This window comes from Roseovarius marisflavi, assembly GCF_900142625.1.
Lineage (GTDB): Bacteria > Pseudomonadota > Alphaproteobacteria > Rhodobacterales > Rhodobacteraceae > Roseovarius > Roseovarius marisflavi.
On record NZ_FRBN01000004.1, the window covers coordinates 145,341 to 167,277 of the forward strand.

The window sequence follows — 21,937 nt, forward strand, 5'->3', positions numbered from 1 at the left end:
TGGTTTTTCCAGCATATATAACTTGATCAAAATATTAAACACTACTAGCCTCTTGATAAGAAGCGAAAACAATGCAGACTGGTTATGTCGGACAGGAATGAGACGCGGAAAGACCGCATGAACGGGCTCCCTGTCCAAACGCAATTTTACGCTCGCGAGCCTGTGACGTGCGACATATCGCACCCAAGTTCCGATCAAATACGAAAATGAACGAGACCATCCTTGAAGGGTGGCAATCCTAATCAAGACAACCGGGAGAACACTATGAAGATTTTCAAATCTCTTGCCTTTGCCGGCGCCATGTTGGCCGGTACAGCAAGCTTCGCACAAGAAAAATTCATCACCATCGGAACCGGCGGCCAGACCGGCGTTTACTTTGTGGTTGGCCAGTCGATTTGCCGCCTTGTGAACCGCGGCTCGGCGGATCACGGGCTTAAATGCACCGCGCCGTCAACCGGCGGCTCGATCGCCAATATCAACGCCATCCAGGCGGGCGACATGGATATGGGCGTGGCCCAGTCCGACTGGCAGTACCACGCTTATAACGGCACCTCTGAATTCGAGGGCAAGGCCTTTACCGACGAACGCGCGGTGTTCTCGGTGCATGGCGAACCTTTCACGGTCATTGCGCGTGCGGATTCCGGGATCAAAACCTTTGCCGATCTCAAGGGCAAGCGCGTGAACATCGGCAACCCCGGCTCGGGTCAGTATGCCACCATGCAGGTCGTGATGAACGCGCTTGGCTGGACAATGGACGATTTCGCCCTCGCCTCGGAACTCAAGCCCGCAGAACAGGCCGCCGCGCTTGGCGACAACAAGGTTGACGCGATCATCTATACGGTTGGCCATCCCAATGGCTCGATCCAAGAGGCCGTTTCGACCGTCGATGCGGTTCTGGTTCCTGTGACCGGCCCCGAGATCGACAAGCTGATCGCCGACAATCCGTTCTATGCTGCGGCCACTGTGCCCGGCGGCATGTATGACGGCTCGCCCGAGGACACCCATACCTTTGGTGTGAAGGCGACCTTCGTGACCTCGGCCACGGTGGATGACGATGTCGTCTATGAGGTTGTGAAGGCGGTTTTCGATAACTTCGACCGCTTCAAGCGCCTGCACCCGGCGTTCGAGAACCTGAAAGAAGAAGACATGATCAGCGCCGGCCTCTCGGCCCCTCTGCATGACGGTGCGGTCCGCTATTACAAAGAGCGTGGCTGGAAGTAAGGCGCCTCGCCTTTCGGCACCTGAAAAATCGGTGCGGCAAGAGGGCTTGTCGCACCGACCTTGAGACACAGCAATCAAGCGCCTGAAAAACGGGCCGCGGGGGACTGACATGTCGGACAATCCAAACCAACAGCAAACCAAAGATCGTGGCGGGCTATCGCAGGAAGAACTCGACGCGCTGGTTGCCTCCTCTGATACGGGTGGGCGCGGGACGACGGGTACAGTCGGCATCTTTTTGACCTGCGTCGCGCTTGCCTGGTCGCTGTTTCAGCTTTGGATTGCCTCGCCGATCCCGTTTATCGTCGGCTGGGGCGTGTTCAACGACACCGAGAGCCGGTCGATTCACCTGGCCTTTGCCATTTTTCTTGCTTTCGCGGCCTTTCCGGCGGCGCGCACCAAGTTCCAGCTTGGGCTTGGCGTTGTCGTACCGGTGGTTCTGGCTTTTCTGTTCATGGTCGGTGCCAAAGATGACACCTCGACATGGTGGATTCCGCTAATCGCGATAGCTCTTGTCGCGGCGATCCTGCTTGGCTCGCCAAAGGACAAGGTGCCGGCCTGGGAATGGGCAATGGCGGTTGTTGGCGCCATGGCCGCGCTATATCTCTATGTCTATTATCGTGATATTTCCGGCCGCGTCGGCGCGCCGATCCTTCAGGATTTCGTCGTTGCCGTGATCGGCTTGATGCTGTTGCTAGAGGCCACGCGCCGCGCGCTTGGGCCCGCCTTGATGATCGTCGCTTCGGTCTTTCTCGTCTATACCGTGCTTGGCCCCTATATGCCCGGCATCATCGCCCATAAAGGTAATAGCCTGTCGGAAATCGTGAACCACCAGTGGATCACCACAGAGGGCGTGTTCGGCATCGCCTTGGGCGTCTCGACTTCCTTCGTGTTCCTGTTCGTTCTGTTCGGCTCGCTGCTCGACCGGGCAGGGGCGGGCAACTATTTCATTCAGGTCGCCTTTAGCCTGATGGGTCACATGAAGGGCGGCCCCGCCAAGGCGGCGGTGGTGTCTTCGGCGATGACCGGCCTTATCTCGGGCTCGTCGATTGCCAACGTGGTGACCACCGGCACCTTTACCATTCCGCTGATGAAAAAGGTCGGCTTCAGCTCGGAAAAGGCCGGCGCTGTCGAGGTTGCCAGCTCTGTCAACGGCCAGATCATGCCACCGGTGATGGGGGCGGCGGCGTTCCTTATGGTGGAATATGTAGGCATTCCCTATTTCGACGTGGTCAAACACGCCTTTTTGCCTGCCGTGATCAGCTATATCGCGCTGGTCTATATCGTGCATCTTGAGGCGCTTAAGGCCGGCATGGAGGGTCTTCCGCGCGCCTATACGCCCAAACCCATCGTGCAGCGCCTGATCGGCATTGCCTTTACCATCGCCGCGATCTGCGCGATTTCCTTTGCGGTTTATTATGGCATGGGCTGGATTCGCCCGGCGTTTCCGAATGCGGCGGGTTATATCATCTTCGCCTTCATCTCGCTGGTCTATATCGCCCTGCTTTATGTCGCCTCAAAAGAAGAGCCGCTTGAGCTTGACGATCCCAATGCGCCGGTGACCGCGCTTCCGCTGCCGGGGCCGACGGTTCGTTCGGGGCTGCATTTCATCCTGCCGGTTGTGGTTCTGGTCTGGGCGCTGATGGTGGATCGCCTGTCGCCGGGTCTGTCGGCCTTCTGGGCGACCGCCTATATGGTGTTCATCCTGCTGACCCAACGCCCGCTGACCGCGATCATGCGCGGCGAGGGCAAGCTTGGCGGCGCGCTCAAAGAAGGTTTGACCGATCTGATCGACGGCCTTGAAACCGGCGCGCGCAACATGATCGGTATCGGCATTGCCACCGCGACCGCCGGTATCATCGTCGGCGCCGTAAGCCAGACCGGCGTCGGCTCGGCGCTTGCCGATGTGGTCGAGGTTCTGTCCGGCGGCAATATCCTTGCCATCCTGTTCCTGACCGCAATCCTGTCGCTGATCCTTGGCATGGGCCTGCCGACCACGGCGAACTATATCGTTGTCTCGGCGCTTTTGGCCCCCGTCATCGTGACCCTTGGCCAGCAGAACGGCCTTATCGTGCCGCTGATCGCCGTGCATCTCTTTGTGTTCTATTTCGGGATCATGGCCGATGTGACGCCGCCCGTCGGCCTTGCAAGCTTTGCCGCCGCCGCCGTGTCGGGCGGCGATCCGATCAAGACCGGGGTTGTGGCGTTCTTTTACTCGCTGCGCACCGCCGCCCTTCCATTCCTGTTCATCTTCAATACCGAGCTGTTGCTGATAGATGTGACATGGATTCAGGGGATATTTGTCTTTATTGTCGCGACAATTGCCATGCTCTTGTTTGCGGCGGCAACGCAGGGGTGGTTCATCGCCAGAAACCGTATCTACGAAACTCTGGCGCTGCTGCTGATCGCCTTTACACTGTTCCGTCCGGGGTTCTGGATGGATATGGTCGCGCCGCCCTATAGCGAGGAAAACCCGACCGAGATTGCCGCCGCTGCGATGGCAACGCCGGTTGGCGAGGACCTGCGGCTTCGGGTGGCAGGGGTGAATGATCTTGGTGACCCGATCGAATTTGTCGCCGTCCTGCCGATCAAGGAGGGCGCAACCGGTGAAGAACGGCTGCAAAACGCCGGTCTGGCGTTCCGTAACGAAGGCGATACACTGGTGATCGACGACGTCGCCTTTGGCAGCGCCGGGGCAACGGCCGGTCTTGACTGGGATCAGGAAGTGTTGCGCGTGCTGCGCCCGGTGGGTCAGCCAAGCAAATACCTGATGTTCATTCCCGCGCTCTTGCTCTTGGGCTTTGTCGTGTTCCTTCAGCGGGGCCGCAACGCGCGCGCGCCGCGCAAACCCGCCGCCGCCTGAGGAGAGAGAGAATGTTCAATACCATCCTGCTCACGATTGATCTTAACGCGCCGGCGTCTTGGAAAATGGCCCTGCCACAGGCGATAGAGCTTGTGCGCGCCTCAAAGGGCAAATTGCATATCATGTCGGTGGTCCCCGATATGGGCACGCCGCTTGTCGAAGGGTTCTTTCCCGAGGATTTCGAGGCCAAGGCCGTCGCCGCCGCAAGCGAGGCCCTGAATACGCTGGTTTCCGCCGAGGTTCCGGAAGATGTGGACGTCAAGCAACACCTGGCATTTGGCAAGATTCACAAGAAAGTTCTCAAGGTTATTGATGAAATCAACTGTGATCTCGTGATCATGGCCTCACCCAAGCCCGACCGGGTACGGGAGTTTCTTGTCGGCTCGAATGCGGATAGGATCGTGCGCAGATCACCTGTTTCCGTTCTGGTGGTAAGGGCGTAATAGGTGGTCAAAGCAGAGAATCCTTGCGCCCGATCCGGGCCGCTCTGCCAGCACGGAGAGCTGACACTATGACCCCTTTCGCAATTGCTGGCGTACAAATGTACGTCAACGCCCTGCAGCCCAATGTCGATGGCATGCTTCACCGTCTTGACGTGCTTATGGCGCGGTTTCCCTGGACACAGATGGTGATGTTCAGCGAACTTTCGCCGTTTGGCCCGCTCGACAAATATGCCCTGCCTCATGAAAACGACGTGATCGACCAATTCTGCGAGGCGGCGCGGCGCTATAAGGTCTGGCTTATTCCCGGCTCGATGTTCCTGACCTCGCCGGTCGATGGCCGGATTTACAACACCGCGCTGGTGATCAACCCCGATGGCGAGGTGATCCGGCGCTATGCCAAGATGTTCCCGTTCCTGCCCTACGAGGCGGGGATCGCGGCGGGCACCGAATTCTGCGTCTTTGATGTGCCGGATGTGGGCCGCTTTGGCCTGTCGATCTGTTATGACATGTGGTTCCCGGAAACCACCCGCGAGCTGACCAGTCAGGGGGTCGAGGTTCTGCTTCATCCGGTTCTGACCGGCACCACCGACCGCGACGCAGAGCTGGCCATCGCGCGCGCCACGGCGGCGCAGTTTCAGTGCTATGTGTTTGACGTGAACGGCCTTGGTGCCGGCGGCGTCGGCAAATCGCTGGTGGTCGATCCGACCTCTCTGGTGCTACACCAGTCGGCCGGTCAAGAGGACATGTTCCCGATTGAGGTCGATCTTTCGATGGTGCGCCGCCAACGCGAAACCGGTATGAAGGGTCTGGGCCAGGTGCTCAAGAGCTTCCGTGACCGCTCGGTTGATTTCTCGGTTTACGATCGCACCAGCACAACCAACGACTATCTTAAAACACTCGGGCCGCTTGAAATCCCACAACAGGGATCACGTGCCGGATTGCATGTGGACGTGCCCGCCGATGCCGAAGCCGAAGAGCGCAATCACAAGCGCGCTCTTGGGTATGGAACCACCCCTTTCGAGGGCAGAACAACAGTCGGCTAGAACGCAGGACCGCAGGGGCCCTGTGCCCCTGATCCGTTGATCGCGTTCCGGCCCAATAAGCGGGAGAATGATTGATGGATTCTGTAAGCGACTATTATTCCGCAACGCAGCTCCGCTCTGACCGGTGGAGCGCGTTGCGCGAGGCAACAACCTCTATATGCCGCGAGCGGGACGCCAAAAAGATTGCGACCCTCAAATTGCGGGTCAATGAGCTTTTTGAGGCCCTCGCCGTGATCGAACCCTATTGGGCCTTTCCCGGCATGGCCGCCTTTGATCACATGCGCCGCCAGTTCGAGCATGGCAATTTCGACGATCTGTCCTTTGGCGTGCACCGGGTCACGCGGGCGTTGACCACCGGGGCCTATCGGCGCCGCACGATCCCGCTTGATCGCGACAGCATGGATGACGAAGAACATAACGACGAGGCAATGCTCTCGCCCGAGGCGCGCGCCATGGCGCGGCCCTATTTCGAGGTTCTGATCGTCGACAATGTCAGCGAACAGCAAGAACGCTGGCTCAAGTCCAACGTCACCCGGATGCGCCGCGCAGAAGACCCGTTTCACTATGAGGCGGTTGTCGTGCCAAGCCTTGAGGACGCACTTATTGCGGTGCTGTTCAACCATAACATTCAGGCGATTGTCGTGCGCCCCGGTCTTGTTCTGAAGTCCAAGAACGAAAACGAAATCCTCAGCAAATACCTCAGCAATGCCAGCGGCGCCGATGAGCTTGAGGCGCTGTTGCCCGAGAACTACGGGCCCGAACTCTGTCGCCTGATTGACCGGGTCCGCCCCGAGCTTGACGCCTATCTTGTCACCGAACGTTCGGTCGAGGATATCGCCGGGCTTGATCTTGGCATCTGTCGGCGTGTTTTCTACAATCAGGAAGATTTCATGGAGCTGCACCTCAATATCCTGCGCGGGGTCGAGGCCCGCAACAAGACGCCGTTCTTTACCGCGCTTGTGAACTATTCCAAACAGCCGACCGGCGTGTTTCACGCGATGCCCATCAGCCGCGGCAAATCCATCAGCCGCAGCCATTGGATTCAGGATATGGGCGCGTTTTACGGCCCCAACATCTTTCTGGCCGAAACCTCTGCCACATCGGGCGGGCTTGATAGCCTTCTGGAACCGCATGGCCCCATCAAAGAGGCGCAGGAACTTGCCAGCCGGGCGTTCGGATCAAAACAGACCTTTTTTGCCACCAATGGCACCTCGACCTGTAACAAGATCGTGGTGCAGGCGCTTGTGCGCCCCGGTGACATCGTGCTTGTCGACCGCGATTGCCACAAATCGCACCATTACGGCATGGTTCTTGCCGGCGCCGAGGTGGTCTATCTCGACAGCTATCCTCTCAATGAATACTCGATGTATGGCGCGGTGCCGCTGCGCGAAATCAAGCATCAGCTTCTGGCCCTGAAGGCGGCGGGCAAGCTTGACCGGGTGCGCATGCTCTTGCTCACCAACTGTACCTTTGACGGGCTGGTTTACAACGTCGAGCGCGTGATGGAGGAATGCCTGGCGATCAAGCGCGACCTCGTGTTCCTCTGGGATGAGGCATGGTTTGCCTTTGCCCGCTTCAGCCCGACCTATCGTCAGCGCACCGGCATGCGGACCGCCAACAACCTGCGCCGCCGCCTGCGCACCGATGCGCATCGCCGCACCTATGAGGCCCAGCAAGAGGCCCTTGCCGATGCCACGGATGAAGAATGGCTGGACACCCGCCTTGTCGCGCCACCCGCCGCGCGCATAAGGGTCTATGCCACCCAATCGACCCATAAAACGCTGACCTCTCTGCGACAGGGCTCGATGATCCATGTCAACGATCAGGACTTCAAAGGCGAGGTCGAACAGAGCTTTCACGAAGCCTATATGACCCACACGTCAACCTCGCCCAATTATCAGATCATCGCCTCGCTCGATGTCGGGCGCCGTCAGGTCGAGCTGGAAGGGTTTGAATTCGTTCAACGCCAGATCGAAGCGGCAATGTCGATGCGCAAGGCGATAAGCACCCATCCCTTGTTGCAAAAGTACTTCAAGGTTCTGACCGCCGGCGACATGATTCCCGAACATCACCGCCAAAGCGGCGTCACCCGGTCGTCGGTCGCGTATCTGATCGAGGTCTTGGTCGAAATTGCCAAGGATCTTGACGATCTTCTTGACGATGCCTCGAACATGGAGCGGATGTCGTTTGATCGCCGGGTCAAGAACCTGACCGAGAACTACCCGCCGCTGCCGGATTTCAGCCGCTTTCACGATGCGTTCCGACCAGACAACCTGACGCCTGAGGGCGATATCAGGACCGCCTATTACCTGAGCTATGATCTCAACAACTGCGATTATCTTGAACTGGATGGATCGCTCAAGGACGCGCTTGAGGCCGGGAAAGAGGTGGTCTCCGCCAGCTTTATCATCCCCTATCCGCCGGGCTTTCCGATCCTGGTGCCGGGGCAGGTGATCAGCAAGGAAATCCTTGCCTTCATGCGCGCGCTCGACGTCAATGAAATCCACGGCTACCGCGCCGATCTTGGGTTGCGCGTCTTCACACCAGAGGCCCTGGCCGCCTTGCCCAAGGCCAAATCCATCAAGACTGCAGCCGAATAAGGAAGGGAAACTATAATGGCAACTGTGCTCAAGAATATCTCGGAAATCCGCCGGTTCTTTCACCGCAACGAAGACCCGATCTACTTTATCTCGGCCACCAACTTTAACCTTCTGGGTCTTGATGAGTGGGTGAAGAACTTCAAATATATCTGCTATATCGATTGTTACGGCGGCAAGCACCCGAACGTGTTCTGCCCCTCGGAACAACCCCATGCCGAATTCCAGTCGATTGAAGACATCAACAACTATCTGTTGCAGCACAAAGAGGTGATTGATTTCATCAAGCGCCGGGGCGGCAAGCCGAAATTCGTCTTCCTGATGTTTGACGAGGAAACCGAGCGTCTGTCAAAAGAGCTTGGCGCCGACGTCTGGTTCCCCAAGGCCAAGCTGCGCACTTCGATGGACAACAAGATCGAAACCGTCCGCATCGGCAACAAGGCTGGCGTGCCTTCGGTGCCCAACGTTCTGGCCGAGGTGAAATCCTACGAGGATCTGCAAAAGACCTGTGAAAAGGCCGGGATCGGTCATGATCTGGTGCTGCAATCGGCCTTTGGCGATAGCGGCCATACCACGTTCTTCATCAAGTCCGAGGCCGATTTCCGTCGTCACGAGCACGAGATCATCGGCGAAGGCGAGATCAAGATCATGAAGCGGATTGATTGCCGGGGATCGGCAATCGAGGCTTGCGCCACCAAAGAGGGCACCATCGTTGGCCCGCTGATGACCGAGCTTGTCGGTTTCAAGGATCTCACGCCCTATCGCGGCGGTTGGTGTGGCAATGAAATCCTGTCCACCGCATTTCCGCCCAAGGTCCGCCAACAGGCGCGCGAGCTGACCTTCAAATTCGGCGAGCAGCTTCGCAAAGAGGGCTATCGCGGCTACTTCGAGCTTGATTTCCTGATCGACAAGAAGACTGGCGATCTTTGGCTGGGCGAGTTGAACCCGCGCATCACCGGGGCGTCGTCGATGACCAATCACGCCGCCTTTGCCCATGCGGATGCGCCCTTGTTCCTGTTCCACCTGCTGGAATTTTCCAAGAAGAAGTTCGATCTTGATGTGGACGAACTTAACAATCGGTGGGCCAACCCCGACATGATCGACAGCTGGTCGCAGATGGTGATCAAGCACACCGAGGACAGCGTTGATATCTGCACCGACGCGCCCGAAACCGGCATCTACAAGATGCTTGAGGATGGCCGCGTGGTGTTTGACCGCTTCGATTATCACCGTCGCGCGGTTGAGTCGGAAAACGAGGCGTTCTTCCTGCGCATCCTTCAGCCCGGCGATTACCGCTACGAGGGCGCCGATATCGGCATTCTCGTGACGCGCGGCCGCTCGATGACCAAGAGCTTTCAGCTCAACGAGCGCGCGAAAAAGTGGATCCACGGCATCAAGCAGACTGTCGCGGGCAAACCGCTGCCGGTTGCCAATGCGGGGCCTGCCCTGGCGGATCCGGCCTTTAAGATCATGTAAGGAAGTTGCGATGCTCTGGCGCGCACTAAGCGAAGACATGCCCGGCCCGAAATGGGCCGGGCTTTTCGCCGAATACTGGCCCGACTACAAACGCTGGTGGCTCAAAGAGGGCGACGCTGCGCGGCCGAAATATCTTGAAAGCCGACGCGCCCTTGAGCAGCACATGCCCGAGATCGTGCCGCTTTACGATAGCCTGTGCGAGCTTGCCGGCGGCGGCGATCAGGCCGCGCGCTTCCTGAGCTTTTATTGCCCGCCGCCTTATCTTTCGGGCTGTAGCCAGGCGATCTGGACCGGCGAAGAACCGGTGCTTGTGCGCAATTACGACTATAACCCCAACGCCTTTGATAGTCTGATCCTGAAAACCGGCTGGCAGGGGCGGCGCGTTATCGGCACCTCTGATGGGCTCTGGGGGCTTGTTGACGGGATGAACGATGCAGGTTTGGCGATCTCGCTTACCTTTGGCGGGCGGCGCGTGGTTGGCGAGGGGTTCGGCGTGCCGCTTATCCTGCGCTATGTGTTGCAAACCTGCGAAACCGCCAAAGAGGCCGGGGCCGCTCTGGCCCGTCTGCCGACACACATGAGCTATAACGTCACCGTTCTGGATGCCAAGCGCAAGTATCTGACCGCGATGATGGCGCCTGACCGCCCGGCGGTGATCACCCATGCCGCCGTTGCAACGAACCATCAGGAAAACGTCGAATGGGTCAGCCATGCGCGCTTTACCGCCACGGTCGAGCGCGAGCGGTATCTGCTGCAACGCCTGACCCTGCACCGCGATCCAGAGGATAAGTTCATCAACGCCTTCCTGCGCCCGCCGCTTTATTCAACGGCCTTTTCCGCCGGGTTTGGCACGCTATACACCGCCGTCTATCGACCGCGCCTGCAACAGATGGAGGTCCGCTGGCCGGGCACCGTCTGGTCGCAATCAATGGATCACTTTCAAGAGGGCGGCCGCCATGTTCAAATACCGGGTGCCGCATAGGAGAGACTGATGTCACATATTTTTCCACGCCATACCAAACAACTGCCCCCGGTCGCCGCGCGCGGTGAGGGGTGTTATCTCTATGACACCAGCGGCAAGCAGTATCTTGACGCCTCGGGCGGTGCGGCGGTGTCCTGTCTTGGTCATGGCGACAAGACGATCATTGAGGCCGTCAAGGCCCAGCTTGATACACTGGCCTATGCCCATACCGGGTTTTTCACCTCGGAACCTGCCGAAACGCTGGCCGATCTTCTGATCGCCCATGCGCCGGGCGATCTTGACCGGGTCTATCTTGTCTCGGGCGGCTCCGAGGCGATGGAAGCCGCGCTTAAGCTGGCGCGCCAGTATTTCGTCGAGAAGGGCGAGCCCAAGCGTGGCCGCCTTATCGCCCGCAAGCAAAGCTATCATGGCAACACCATGGGCGCGCTTTCGGCGGGGGGCAATGAGTGGCGCCGCGCGCAGTTCGGCCCGCTTCTGATCGACATGAGCCATATTGACCCGTGCTATGAATACCGTCTCAAGCGCGATGACGAGAGCCTTGAGGAGTACGGTGTGCGCGCCGCCAACCTTCTGGAAGAAGAATTGCTGCGGGTCGGGCCGGAAAACGTCATGGCCTTTGCTGCCGAGCCGGTTGTCGGGGCCACAGCGGGCGCGCTGACCGCCGCGCCGGGCTATTTCAAACGCATCCGCGAGATTTGCGATCAATACGGGATTCTGTTGATCCTTGACGAGGTGATGTGTGGCATGGGCCGCACCGGAAGCCTGTTCGCCTGTGAACAAGACGGCGTCACCCCCGATATCCTCTGCATCGCCAAGGGCCTTGGCGCAGGGTATCAGCCGATTGGCGCGATGCTCTGTAGCCGGAAAATCTATGAGACCATCGAAAACGGCAGCGGGTTTTTCCAGCACGGGCATACCTATCTTGGCCACCCCACCGCCGCCGCCGCCGGTGTTGCCGTGGTCAGCGCCATACTCGGGCGCAACCTTATCCCACGGGTGAAAACCCAAGGCGCTAAATTGATGGCGGCGCTTGAGGCCGAGTTTGGCCAGCATCCCAACGTGGGCGACATCCGGGGCAGGGGCCTGTTTCAGGGGGTCGAGCTTGTGGCCGACCGCGAGACCAAAGCGCCGTTTGATCCCGCGCGCAAGATTGCCGGGCGGATCAAGACGGCGGCGTTCGAGGCTGGTCTTATCTGTTACCCGATGAGCGGCACGATTGATGGACAAAGCGGCGATCACGTTCTTCTCGCGCCGCCCTTTATCATCAGCGACGATCAGATCGACGAGTTAGTGCAAAAGCTCTCGGGTGCCATCGAAACGGCCCTACGGGCCTGATCGGGTGTCCTGCCTTGCGAAGGCTTGAGGTGGTTTTTAAAATCGCGATAGCTATCGACATGATTATGCAAGGCTTTTGACCTAACAACGGCAAGCATCCGACGTCTCTGGTTACGTAAGGTCAACTTTCTCGGGGCACTCCACCCTTGTTAACATAACTATGTTTATGCGCAGTTAGTTGGCCCGCACGTTAGAATACTCGCATGCGGACCCGGGCAAACAAAGCGCTATGGTTAGCCCCTCCTGCGCGTTACACACCAAAGCACCCCATCGCAAAGATTTCAACGGGAGATGCGTGATGCAGAATTTTGGACCGTTTTCCCTCACCGGCCAGCAGGCCCTGGTCACCGGCAGCAGCAGTGGGTTGGGCTTTGAAATCGCGCGCCTTCTGGCCGAAGCCGGGGCCATTGTCTGGGTCAATGGGCGCCGGGCTGATGCTGTGTACGAGGCCGTTGCACAGATCGAAAGCGAAGGCGGCGAGGCTCGGGCTTTGGTTTTTGATGTGGCTGATGATGATGCGGTTGCAATGGCGTTCGACACGATCGCGAACGCCGGGGGCGGGCTTGATATCCTGGTCAACAATGTTGGCCTCAGAGATCGCCGCGCCTTTGCTGAATTCACCGGTGCAGATGTGCGCCGCCTGCTGGATGTCGATCTCGTGGCACCGTTTTTGTTGGCCCAACATGCCGCCAGGATGATGACTGCGAACAAATCCAAAGGGCGGATTGTAAACATCTCGTCGATTGCCGGGCTCATCGCACAATCCGGTGATGCCGCATACACAGCCGCCAAATCAGGCCTTGTCGGGCTGACGCGGGCCCTGGCTGCCGAACTTGGCCCCAAGGGCGTCACTGTAAATGCCGTTGCACCGGGCTTCTTCAGGACTGAGCCGAACCGACAGGCGGCATCGGACCCCAGGATAGCCGACATGTTGGCGCGAAACACCTCGCTTGGTCGTTGGGGGGACCCGGCAGAGCTTGCCCCGGCCGTGCTGTTTCTGGCATCTCCGGCGGCGTCCTATGTCACCGGGCAAGTGCTCGCGGTTGATGGCGGGTATGTATCGCATTATTAGACTAGAACGCAGATCGGGGCTTAGCGTTTGAACCAGAACTCCTTTGAATGGCGGGACTCCGCGACGGTGCTTGGATCGGACGTCGCGATGTCGCACCTCTGCGCACTGGTGCGCGCGCGCGCCTCGATTGCGGTTTCCGCCTCGGGCGTTGCGCCGCTTGACAGCCCCTCGTCTGACCCCGCGCGCTATCTTCACTGCGCGACCTCGGGCTCTGGCGGAGAGCCCAAGATTATCCGGCGCACGCAATCCTCCTGGATGGAAAGTTTCGCGGTCAACGGGCGGGTGCTTGGCCTGTCATCGCGCGATTGCGCCGCGGTGTTCGGAACGCTGGCGCATTCGCTGGCGCTTTATGGCACGTTAGAGGCCGCCCATCACGGTGCGCGCATTCTTGGCCTGCATGGCTTGCGCCCCGACCGCCAGCTTGCCGCGCTTGAGCGCGAACAGGCAACGGTCCTTTACATCACGCCAACGCAGCTTGGCCTGCTGAGCGCGCAGGACACCCCCCCAATTCAATCGACACGCCATATTCTGGTCGGCGGTGGCCAACTTAGCGAAAGGATCGCGACCGACGCCGCAAGGACGTTTCCCAATGCCCGGCTGATCCATTTCTATGGCGCGGCCGAGACCAGCTTTGTCAGCTGGGCAAACGACACCACGCCGCTCGGTTCGGTCGGAGCCGCCTATCCCGGTGTCTCGATTTCGATCCGCGATGCGACGCGTCATGAAACCGATCAGATCGGCGAAATCTGGGTCAAGAGCCCCTATCTCTTTGACGGCTACACCAGCGGTCAAAGCGCCGATACCCGCTGGGATGGCGCGTATCTTTCGATTGGCGAGCTGGGGCGGCTGGATGCGGCGGGCAACCTCTTTGTCGTTGGGCGCAAAAGCCGAATGGTGACAATCTCTGACATCAATGTCTTTCCCGAAGAGATCGAAGGCTTTCTGGCCGCAACCCTTGGCACCGGCAGTGTCGCGGTACTCCCCCTGCCCGATGCAAAGCGCGGTCATCGCCTTGTCGCGGTCGTCGCCGGCGCCGATGCCACGATGAGCGAACACGATCTGCTGGTGCTTTGCCGACAAACCCTTGGCCCGCTGCGCGCCCCGCGCCGGGTGCATTTTGTCGCCGCCCTGCCGATGCTGGCGGCAGGCAAACCCGACTATTGCACACTTACCCAATGGGTCGAGGCCACCGCATGACGCATAGCTATATTGTCGCCGCCAAACGATCCGCCGTCGTGCCCCTGAACGGCGCTTTTGCGCATCTGGAGTTTCATGATATCGCCGCCCCGGTGATCCGCGCCTGTCTTGTCGGCTGTGGCCTCGCCCCCGAGGAGGTTGGCGAAGTGATTGTCGGCAACGCCCTTGGCGCGGGTGGCAATCCTGCGCGGTTATGCGCTCTGGCGGCGGGCCTGCCCGAGCATGTGGCGGGGCTTTCGATTGACCGGCAATGCGCCAGCGGCCTCGACGCGCTTAACCTCGCCGATGCGATGATCCGTTCTGGTCAGGTGGAGATCGTCGTGGCCGGCGGCACCGAGAGCTATTCGCGCCGCCCCGAACGCGCCCGCACCTTTGCCGATGGCCGCCCCGCCCTGCCCTATGCCCAGGCCCGGTTTACCCCCTGGCCGGACCGCGACCCCGACATGCATGTGGCCGCAGATGCCCTAGCCGCAGAGCTTGGCATCCCCCGCGCCGCGCAGGATGCCTGGGCCGTGCAAAGCCATGATCGCGCGCTCCGGGCGCGTCACCGGCTGGCGCGCGAGCTGATCACGATTGGGGGCATCACAGACGATCCCTTCACCCGTGCCCTTTCGCCCGGCCTTTGTACGCGAAGCCGCGCGATGGTCGGCACCATCACGCCCGCCAATACCTCGGTCGCGGCCGATGGCGCGGCGTTTTGCGTTGTGGTCTCGGAGCGGATCGCGCGCAGCCTTGATGCGCCGGCCGTCAAGATCATCGGCGGCTGTACCCTGGGCGGACGCCCCGACCTTCCCGGTCTGGCGCCTGTCGCGGCGATCCAGAAACTTCTGCACGACGCCAGTCTCTCCCCCGATCACCTTGCCGTGGCCGAGATAATGGAGGCCTACGCCGCACAGGCCATCGCCTGCGTCACCGAAAGCGGTATCCCCCCCGAGATCGTCAACCCCGGCGGCGGATCGCTTGCGCGCGGCCACCCCATAGGCGCATCCGGCGCGATCAATGCCGTGCGGCTTTATCATGAATTGGTCGCGCGGGGCGGCACAGGGATTGCGGCGATTGCCGCCGCCGGGGGGATCGGCACGGCGCTCTTGCTGCGCGCCTAGGGTCTGTTGATTCCGCATGTTTGAGAAGCTCAAAACCGGTTCCCACTTTTGAGCAACATGCTTTAGTCGTCAAACCCCTCAAAACGCGCAAACTCCTCAAGCGCGTCGCGCTCTGTCCTGACCGTGTTCACCGGCGCCGCGTTATCCGGGTGCCCAAGGGCAATGCCGCACACCACAAGCTCATCCTCGGGCAGGCCAAGCGTCGCATGCACAAGATCGCCGTAGTTGCCCAAGGCACCGATTCCGCTTGTGCCATAACCCATATCCTCGGCCGCGAGAAACAGCGCCATGAGGGTCATGCCAAGATCCATGAAACACCCCTTGCCCATGTCCGCCCGGATCGTAACGACAATCCCGACCGGCGCGTCAAAGAACCGATAGTTCTGATCAAACTGCGCCTTGCGCCCTGCCAAATCCCGCCGCTCAATCCCGAGCGCGGAATAAAGCGCATAGCCCGCCGCGCGTTGCTTGGCCTTTAGCCCCGGCGGCATCGGATCGGGGAAATACGAGAATTGCGAGACCTGCGGGCGCCCCGCCGCCACCGCGTCAAGCAGAGCGGATTTCAACCCCTCCAGCGGCACACCACAGAGCACGTGAAAGCGCCCTGGCTGAAGGTTCGCGCCACTTGGCGCCCGCCGCGCCGCGGTGAGAATGCGGGCAACATCGGCCCTTGGCACCGGTGTCGCGTGATATTTGCGCACCGAGCGACGCGAGGCCAAAAGCTGCTCAAGAGGCGAAATGCTCATGCCCGCGATAGAACACTCTGTGGCCGGGCCTTGGCAAGGGCCGCGGTGATCACACCCGCAAGCACCGCTTTGACAATATCGCCGGGCACAAAGGCAACCACCAGCAGGGCGGCTTCATAACCGGATTTCTTCAAGGTCACGGCCAGGCCGGCAACGCCGAAAACATAGAGCACGAGAATGCCGCCGATCACCGAAGCAATCCCGGCCACGACCGCAAGCGACGCCCCGCGCCATTTCTCGACCACAAGGCCGGTGACAAAGGCCGCGACCGGCCAGCCAAACAGGAAGCCGGCCGAAGGCGACACGAAAAGGCCCAGCCCGCCGCGCCCCCCCGCCAAAAGCGGAAGGCCAAGCGCGAGCAGCAACAGGAACAGCAACACCGCCATCGCCCCGCGCCGCGATCCAAGCACCGTCCCGCAGAGCATGATCCCAAGGCTTTGCGCCGTGATTGGCACGCCGAACCCGAGGGTAAATTTCGGGATAAGCCCAAGCGCCGCAATCAAGGCGGCAAAAAGCGCCACGAGGGCAAGATTACGTTCCATTCTTTGACTTCCTTTACCGGTTTAGACCGCCGCGCGCCTTAAGCGCTTCGGCCACATATTCTGCGTCGTCGATGGCCAGCACGGTGAATGGCATGACGATCCTCCAACTGGGTTTTTTGGGCGAGCGGGCCGACCACGACTGTGCCAGCTGCGCGCCCTTGTCGGCCAGCGTCGGGGTGAAGCGCACGACAAGGGCAATCCCGATTTCAAGCGCGCGGGTATTCACCCCTATCCGTCTGAACGGCGCCGCCAGCCAGCGAACCACCTCGATCATCGCCGAAAGGCGGGTCGTCATCGTTACCAGATTGGCAAGCGCCACGGCCGATAACAACCGCAGAACGACGACCAGGCCCTCAACCGGCGCGCCAATCACCAGATGCCAGACCAGCACCACCGCAATGAACGGCCAGAGCGCAACAAGCCCCTTCACCCCGGCGCGGAAAAACCGCCCGCCGGGCAGGCGATAGACAAGCAGGCAAGCGGCAAATACCACCGCATGAAAGCCAAGGCCCTCTTGCGCAAACAACACAACCGTCGCGCCGCAAAGCGCCGCAAGCTTTGCGCCCGCCGACCAGCCATGGGCGCGCGTTTCAACCGGCGAGGTCAGAGATATCATCATGCCCCCCAAGATCGGTCATATGTTTGCCAAAGGCCGCAAGCGCTTGGGCCGCCTCACTATCCTGTTTGATCCGCCCCTCTTCAAGCCAGATCACCCTTTCATAGCCGCGCAAGGCCTGCGGGTCATGCGTGATATGGATCAGCGCCGCATCAATACGGTCAAAATACCGCGTCAACTGGGCGCGGGTCGGAATATCGAGCCCGGAAAACGGCTCGTCGAGAATAACCACCTTGGGTGCCATCGCGATGATGGCCATCAAACAGACCAGTTGCTTTTGCCCCTGCGAAAGCTGATGCGTCGCCGCCGATGCCCAATGGGATTTGTCAAACCGCGCCAGGATATCGGCAACCTGTCGTTCCGCCTCGGGTTTTGACGCGCCGGCCTGAAGCAAACCAAAGGCCAGCTCTTCTTCCACGGTCGGAAAAATGATCTGATGATCGGGGTTTTGAAACAGGATGCCCACGGTTTGGATCGCCGCCCTGCGATCCTTGGCGATATCCACGCCGCAAACCCGAACCTCGCCTTGGTCAGGCGCCACAAGACCGGACAGAACCCGCGCCAACGTGGTCTTGCCCGACCCGTTTCGCCCGACAATCCCGATGCGCCGTTCCGTCACGCGCAGATTGAGCCCCGTCAAGAGCGCCCGGCCCTCGCGGAAAAAGGACACTCCGGCCATTTCAAACGTCACAGACGGATCGCCGGATCGTGAAATGACACCCTCGCCTTGCATTCTCGTCCCTCAAAGTCGTTGTTGATACGCGCAGGCGCACGTATCGCCATCGACACTAGCGAATGCAAGCGGGCACGAACATGCCCCATGATATCATTGCCGCAGTTTCGCGGCTGATCAATCGGCGATAGCGGCCTTTTCCTAGGCCTGAGCCCGTACGCCCGGCTCGCCCGCGCCCAGAATGAAATGGAACGATGTGCCATTTGGGGCATTGGGTTCGCACCAGATTGTTCCACCATGGCGCAAGGCGATTTTGCGACAGGTCGCAAGGCCAAGCCCCGTGCCCTGGGGGGGCATTCCAGCCATTGATCCGACGAAACGTCTCGAAAATGCGGCCGCGAAATTCCTCCGGAACACCCTGACCGTTGTCCGAGACCGTCACCCTGAGCCCCTTTGCAACCCTCTGCGTAGACACGACTATATCGGGCGTCTCCTCACCGCGATACTTGATTGCATTGGCAATCAGATTCTGAAGCACCTGCGCCACCTGCGGGGCGGAACACACGGCGCTTGCCCCGACGTCGTTGGTCCGTACTTGCGCGCCACTCAACGAAATGTCGCGCTCATTGGCCATGATCGCACGCTCGAAAAGCTCGCCAAGATAGGCCTCGCAAAACGGCTCATCGGAATCGACCCTGGTCAGCATGGCCAGACTCTCGATCAACTCTGACATCTGCCGGGTGGAGCGGTTCAACAAGCCAAGACTGACCTGCACATCCGCCATATCCCCGTTCTCAAGACCCTCTTTTATCTGTTCGGCCAGAAAGCTGGCTCCCCGGATCGGCGCCTTGAAATCATGCACAAGAATATGCGCAAAGGTTTCAAGCTCCTGACGCTGCAGATCAATCTTGGCCTGCATATGCGTCAGGGCAATCCTGGTATCCAGCATCCGGAACAGCGCGTTCTGATTTAGCGACCGCTTGGAAATATAATCCGATGCGCCAAGCTGAATCGCCGATTTTGCAATCTCTTCATCGCCATGCCCGGTCATCAGGATATAGGCCGCACCCGGCCATTTTTCCTTGAGCCCCTTGAGCATCTCCAGCCCGGTCAGATCCGGCATCAGATAATCAAGCAGGACAACATCCGGCACCATGTCGGCAAACGATTGCGCCTCTTTGAAACTCTTGGCCTCATAGACATTGGCCCCCTCCGGACGCCCCGCCAGCAAGCGCCGGATCAGCTTGAGATCGCCAAAACATCAATCACACTCATATCAAGCGATCCTATCCAATCTCATGTCCGGCAGTTCGACAATCCGCCAGAAGTGATCAAGCGTGCCAATCAGATCAACAAAATCGCTGCCCGCGTTCTGCTTTTGAATATAGCCCGTCACATTATGCGCATAGGCCGCCGCCCTGTCGCGTTCATCGCTTGACGTGGTCAGCAGAAACGCAACCGCCTCCTTGAGCAGAGGGTCTATCCGGATTTCCTCCAACAACTCGATGCCATTCATCCGCGGCATGTTGAGATCAATCAAAAGTATGTAGGAATCCGGCGGCGTTCCGGTTTCGCCGCGCAAGAGGCCAAGCGCCTCGATCCCGTCAACCACACGCATAACCGGGTTGGCGATTTTTGCGCGCGTCAGTGCCCGCCTTATGGCCTTTGCATCGCCATCGTCATCTTCGACAAGGATGATATCAAGTGGCGGCCGTTCGCTCAGTTTCACTGAGTCACTCATGCTGCTTGTCCCTTCTGGGAGTTATTTTGAATCACGCAAGGCCAGAAAATCCGAAATTCGGCCCCTCGTCCCGCGCCCAAAATCACCTCAATACGCCCGCCCGCAAGCTGGACATGCTTTTTGACAATGGCGAGGCCCATGCCACTTCCATCGACCTGATCGCGCGGGCGCGCAGGGTTTGACCCAAAAGCTGGTTCCCAAGGGAGGCAAAGGCAAGGGTCAGTTCCCCGATTTCGTCATTGGTCGAGACCATAAGATCAAAAGGTTTGGCCCCGGCGTGCCTGCGAACCGCATCGGCGAGTTGGAGCAGTGGATCGGTAAGGTGCGCGCCGAAGATCCCCGCGATACCGATGGCAAGAAAAATCAGGACAAAAGCCACAACCGCATTCCGAACCAGCATCTTGTTCGCAGCCGCAAAAAGGGCGTCGCGCGGCATTTCCGTCACCACATAAAGGCCGAACGGACGATTGAGTTGCGGGGTCACAACCGCGTTTGCGGCCATCGCCACATCGCCGGCAAAGAAGATTTGCCCCGGACCAGCCTTTGATGCGATTTCCACATCATGCGGCGGCGGAATGAAATCAGGATCGGAATGATAGAATAGCTTTGGTCTCGAATCATCGGCGCTGAAGGTCATGTGATCCCCCAGGCCCGTCACCACACCAAGCCGGAAGCCCTCCGAAACGGTTGGCCTCGCCGCAGTAATCAGAGCCTGAAAATCCGCATTTACGACGATGACGCCATATAAGGCACCTTCCTCATCCAACACCGGCTGCACGTAGCGAATGGTTGGCGGGCCAACTTCGATTCCATGCTCGCGGTTGTAGGTCACCGTCGAAAAATAGCCATGGCCTGCGGCCTGCCTTACGAGGTCTTTCAAGTACGGCTCGCCGCCTTTGGCTTGAAGATCCGCAGTATCGACGGCATTTATATGATCCTCATGACGGCCGACGCGAACACGTTCGCGCCAGTTATCCGCTTGGCCGATAAACCTGAGCTGCGTGTAATGCGGGCGCGTTGTCAGGATCGATCTGAAAATCTCCTGAAGCCGGTGTTTACGCTGCGCCTTGAGGGACCCCGGCTGCACATCGCCGCCATCGGAGATTTTATCGCGTTGAACAATTTCCCTGACCGGCGGCAGCCCGGCAAACACAGTGGCATCAATGGCTGTCTGTTCAAGCACATCGGCGATCTGTTCGGATTGATGCCGTGCAATGTCACCTAACCGGTCTGTGGCGGCATGCCGGACGGTTGCACGCACCTGGGAGTAGGCCATGGCGGCGAAAATAACCGCCATCGCCAAGGTCATGCAGAGCGTCATCATCACAAGCTTGCCGCGCAAACGAAACCCGTTTGTTGGGGCCGTGACCAACAGACCCGGCGCGGTCATTCCAAACGCGGAGGTCTTGGCACACCTTTTCCATCTACTGCGTCACGCGCGACCGCGACCAATCCGTTGACCTCATCAAGGTAACCAAACAGATTGGCGCAATCATCTTCCAGCCCCTGACGGTTGCGCGCAACGTTCGGGTTGGTCGCCGCATCGCCGCGCAGGCTTCGAACCCGGCGCATCATTGCCGCCATGATGGCCCGCATATCCGGCGCACTTGCCCGTGAAAACCGGTCAACGGTCTCCGCAAGCGACGCGCGCGTGGAGTGTTCAGAGGTGATCACGGCCAACAGCAGGTTGCGCTCGATCGCCATGGTCACCGACTTGCGAATACTTTCGGCGCTCAGCTCGTCCTTGATCAGGTAATCGGCACAGCCTGAGCGCATCGCTTCGACGATGATGTCATGCTCGCCAACGCTCGTGACCATGATCGGGATCGCGTCTCTCTGCCGACCATGCGCTTTTACAAGCGCAAGCGCCTCAAGCCCGGTTTCAACGCCAAGATGATAGTCAAGGAAAACCAGGTCGAACTGATAGCGATCAAGCGCCGCCGCCATTTGCGCAAGATCACCTGCCTCTTCGGCCTTGAAATTCAGACCGGTCTTTTGCAAAAGATGATGATCCGGTGGCGATCAACAGGGTCATCATCGACAAACAACACCGACGAAAGATGTTTCTCGGTCGGAACGACAAGCTGAGAGGGTTGGATGTCTTTTGCCCTGTCTTTCATCGGCGTTTTCCTTTTTAAACTAGGCCGCGCCTGCCGCCTTTTACGGGCGTCAAAACGGCATATATCCGGGGGCATTCCCCAATTGGCTGATGTTGCGGCACGCCACAAAGCGCAGCCCCAAAGCCCATTAAACACGCGTCCAATGACAAGCCTCAAAAGGCGAGCCCATC

The 21,937-nt window shown here is 59.5% G+C and carries 21 protein-coding genes; 11 read left to right on the top strand and 10 right to left on the bottom strand.

Annotation, left to right across the window (positions count from 1 at the left end; genetic code table 11):
* Positions 1–264 precede the first annotated feature (264 nt).
* From BUB78_RS05990 to BUB78_RS06040, 11 genes are all read left to right on the top strand, one after another.
* Positions 265–1,221, top strand: coding sequence for a TAXI family TRAP transporter solute-binding subunit (locus tag BUB78_RS05990; protein ID WP_073196050.1), 957 nt, complete (start codon positions 265–267; stop codon positions 1,219–1,221).
* A gap of 109 nt (positions 1,222–1,330) precedes the next feature.
* Positions 1,331–4,081 (top strand): TRAP transporter permease, encoded by a 2,751-nt coding sequence (locus BUB78_RS05995; RefSeq protein WP_073196052.1) that lies wholly within the window; start codon positions 1,331–1,333, stop codon positions 4,079–4,081.
* Positions 4,082–4,092: 11 nt separating this feature from the next.
* Complete coding sequence (locus BUB78_RS06000; protein ID WP_073196053.1) at positions 4,093–4,524, top strand: universal stress protein; 432 nt, start codon at positions 4,093–4,095, stop codon at positions 4,522–4,524.
* A gap of 68 nt (positions 4,525–4,592) precedes the next feature.
* Positions 4,593–5,567 carry a carbon-nitrogen hydrolase family protein gene (locus BUB78_RS06005; RefSeq protein ID WP_073196055.1) on the top strand — a complete coding sequence of 325 codons (975 nt, stop codon included), beginning with the start codon at positions 4,593–4,595 and terminating at the stop codon, positions 5,565–5,567.
* A 74-nt stretch (positions 5,568–5,641) separates the two neighbouring features.
* Positions 5,642–8,167: an ornithine decarboxylase gene (locus BUB78_RS06010; protein WP_073196057.1), complete on the top strand. Its 2,526-nt coding sequence runs from the start codon at positions 5,642–5,644 to the stop codon at positions 8,165–8,167.
* Positions 8,168–8,179: 12 nt separating this feature from the next.
* Positions 8,180–9,640 (top strand): biotin carboxylase, encoded by a 1,461-nt coding sequence (locus BUB78_RS06015; RefSeq protein WP_139279263.1) that lies wholly within the window; start codon positions 8,180–8,182, stop codon positions 9,638–9,640.
* Between the two features lie 10 nt (positions 9,641–9,650).
* Positions 9,651–10,622: a C45 family autoproteolytic acyltransferase/hydrolase gene (locus BUB78_RS06020; protein ID WP_073196061.1), complete on the top strand. Its 972-nt coding sequence runs from the start codon at positions 9,651–9,653 to the stop codon at positions 10,620–10,622.
* Between the two features lie 9 nt (positions 10,623–10,631).
* The gene (locus tag BUB78_RS06025; RefSeq protein ID WP_073196063.1) at positions 10,632–11,957 is read left to right on the top strand and encodes an aspartate aminotransferase family protein; all 1,326 of its coding nucleotides are present in this window, start codon (positions 10,632–10,634) and stop codon (positions 11,955–11,957) included.
* A 298-nt stretch (positions 11,958–12,255) separates the two neighbouring features.
* Positions 12,256–13,029, top strand: a complete 774-nt coding sequence (locus BUB78_RS06030; protein ID WP_073196066.1) for an SDR family oxidoreductase — start codon at positions 12,256–12,258, stop codon at positions 13,027–13,029.
* An 87-nt stretch (positions 13,030–13,116) separates the two neighbouring features.
* Positions 13,117–14,226, top strand: coding sequence for an AMP-binding protein (locus tag BUB78_RS06035; RefSeq protein ID WP_139279264.1), 1,110 nt, complete (start codon positions 13,117–13,119; stop codon positions 14,224–14,226).
* Positions 14,223–15,329 carry a thiolase family protein gene (locus tag BUB78_RS06040; protein WP_073196070.1) on the top strand — a complete coding sequence of 369 codons (1,107 nt, stop codon included), beginning with the start codon at positions 14,223–14,225 and terminating at the stop codon, positions 15,327–15,329. Before BUB78_RS06035 ends, BUB78_RS06040 begins: the two co-directional genes overlap by 4 nt.
* Before the next feature lie 62 nt (positions 15,330–15,391).
* Here the strand turns inward: BUB78_RS06040 and BUB78_RS06045 are convergent, their stop codons facing one another.
* The 10 genes from BUB78_RS06045 to BUB78_RS20645 are packed head-to-tail and all read right to left on the bottom strand — an operon-like array spanning position 15,392 to position 21,767.
* Positions 15,392–16,075 (bottom strand): nitroreductase, encoded by a 684-nt coding sequence (locus BUB78_RS06045; protein ID WP_073196072.1) that lies wholly within the window; start codon positions 16,073–16,075, stop codon positions 15,392–15,394.
* Entirely contained in the window at positions 16,072–16,617 is a 546-nt protein-coding gene (locus BUB78_RS06050; protein WP_073196074.1) for a biotin transporter BioY, read from the bottom strand. Before BUB78_RS06050 ends, BUB78_RS06045 begins: the two co-directional genes overlap by 4 nt.
* Before the next feature lie 13 nt (positions 16,618–16,630).
* On the bottom strand, positions 16,631–17,236 hold the full coding sequence (locus BUB78_RS06055; RefSeq protein ID WP_342742305.1) for an energy-coupling factor transporter transmembrane component T family protein: 606 nt from the start codon (positions 17,234–17,236) through the stop codon (positions 16,631–16,633).
* A complete protein-coding gene (locus BUB78_RS06060; protein ID WP_073196077.1) occupies positions 17,208–17,966 on the bottom strand; it encodes an energy-coupling factor ABC transporter ATP-binding protein in 759 nt (252 codons plus the stop codon). The genes BUB78_RS06055 and BUB78_RS06060 overlap by 29 nt, the downstream gene beginning before the upstream one ends.
* Before the next feature lie 55 nt (positions 17,967–18,021).
* A complete protein-coding gene (locus BUB78_RS06065) occupies positions 18,022–19,149 on the bottom strand; it encodes a sensor histidine kinase (RefSeq protein ID WP_342742308.1) in 1,128 nt (375 codons plus the stop codon).
* 33 nt (positions 19,150–19,182) lie between these two features.
* Positions 19,183–19,647 carry a response regulator gene (locus tag BUB78_RS06070; RefSeq protein ID WP_073196079.1) on the bottom strand — a complete coding sequence of 155 codons (465 nt, stop codon included), beginning with the start codon at positions 19,645–19,647 and terminating at the stop codon, positions 19,183–19,185.
* Entirely contained in the window at positions 19,644–19,787 is a 144-nt protein-coding gene (locus BUB78_RS21440; RefSeq protein ID WP_342742306.1) for a hypothetical protein, read from the bottom strand. The genes BUB78_RS06070 and BUB78_RS21440 overlap by 4 nt, the downstream gene beginning before the upstream one ends.
* Positions 19,730–21,037, bottom strand: a complete 1,308-nt coding sequence (locus BUB78_RS20640) for a cache domain-containing protein (protein WP_084732782.1) — start codon at positions 21,035–21,037, stop codon at positions 19,730–19,732. Before BUB78_RS20640 ends, BUB78_RS21440 begins: the two co-directional genes overlap by 58 nt.
* Entirely contained in the window at positions 21,034–21,648 is a 615-nt protein-coding gene (locus BUB78_RS06080; protein WP_073196081.1) for a response regulator, read from the bottom strand. Before BUB78_RS06080 ends, BUB78_RS20640 begins: the two co-directional genes overlap by 4 nt.
* Entirely contained in the window at positions 21,630–21,767 is a 138-nt protein-coding gene (locus BUB78_RS20645; RefSeq protein WP_170865031.1) for a hypothetical protein, read from the bottom strand. Before BUB78_RS20645 ends, BUB78_RS06080 begins: the two co-directional genes overlap by 19 nt.
* Positions 21,768–21,937 lie beyond the last annotated feature (170 nt).

Coding starts and splice junctions, on each gene's coding strand:
- BUB78_RS05990 (WP_073196050.1), top strand. CDS start 265: ATGAAGATTTTCAAATCTCTTGCCTTTGCCGGCGCCATGTTGGCCGGT.
- BUB78_RS05995 (WP_073196052.1), top strand. CDS start 1,331: ATGTCGGACAATCCAAACCAACAGCAAACCAAAGATCGTGGCGGGCTA.
- BUB78_RS06000 (WP_073196053.1), top strand. CDS start 4,093: ATGTTCAATACCATCCTGCTCACGATTGATCTTAACGCGCCGGCGTCT.
- BUB78_RS06005 (WP_073196055.1), top strand. CDS start 4,593: ATGACCCCTTTCGCAATTGCTGGCGTACAAATGTACGTCAACGCCCTG.
- BUB78_RS06010 (WP_073196057.1), top strand. CDS start 5,642: ATGGATTCTGTAAGCGACTATTATTCCGCAACGCAGCTCCGCTCTGAC.
- BUB78_RS06020 (WP_073196061.1), top strand. CDS start 9,651: ATGCTCTGGCGCGCACTAAGCGAAGACATGCCCGGCCCGAAATGGGCC.
- BUB78_RS06025 (WP_073196063.1), top strand. CDS start 10,632: ATGTCACATATTTTTCCACGCCATACCAAACAACTGCCCCCGGTCGCC.
- BUB78_RS06030 (WP_073196066.1), top strand. CDS start 12,256: ATGCAGAATTTTGGACCGTTTTCCCTCACCGGCCAGCAGGCCCTGGTC.
- BUB78_RS06035 (WP_139279264.1), top strand. CDS start 13,117: ATGTCGCACCTCTGCGCACTGGTGCGCGCGCGCGCCTCGATTGCGGTT.
- BUB78_RS06040 (WP_073196070.1), top strand. CDS start 14,223: ATGACGCATAGCTATATTGTCGCCGCCAAACGATCCGCCGTCGTGCCC.
- BUB78_RS06045 (WP_073196072.1), bottom strand. CDS start 16,075: ATGAGCATTTCGCCTCTTGAGCAGCTTTTGGCCTCGCGTCGCTCGGTG.
- BUB78_RS06050 (WP_073196074.1), bottom strand. CDS start 16,617: ATGGAACGTAATCTTGCCCTCGTGGCGCTTTTTGCCGCCTTGATTGCG.
- BUB78_RS06055 (WP_342742305.1), bottom strand. CDS start 17,236: ATGATGATATCTCTGACCTCGCCGGTTGAAACGCGCGCCCATGGCTGG.
- BUB78_RS06060 (WP_073196077.1), bottom strand. CDS start 17,966: ATGCAAGGCGAGGGTGTCATTTCACGATCCGGCGATCCGTCTGTGACG.
- BUB78_RS06070 (WP_073196079.1), bottom strand. CDS start 19,647: ATGAGTGACTCAGTGAAACTGAGCGAACGGCCGCCACTTGATATCATC.
- BUB78_RS21440 (WP_342742306.1), bottom strand. CDS start 19,787: ATGGGCCTCGCCATTGTCAAAAAGCATGTCCAGCTTGCGGGCGGGCGT.
- BUB78_RS20640 (WP_084732782.1), bottom strand. CDS start 21,037: ATGACCGCGCCGGGTCTGTTGGTCACGGCCCCAACAAACGGGTTTCGT.
- BUB78_RS20645 (WP_170865031.1), bottom strand. CDS start 21,767: ATGAAAGACAGGGCAAAAGACATCCAACCCTCTCAGCTTGTCGTTCCG.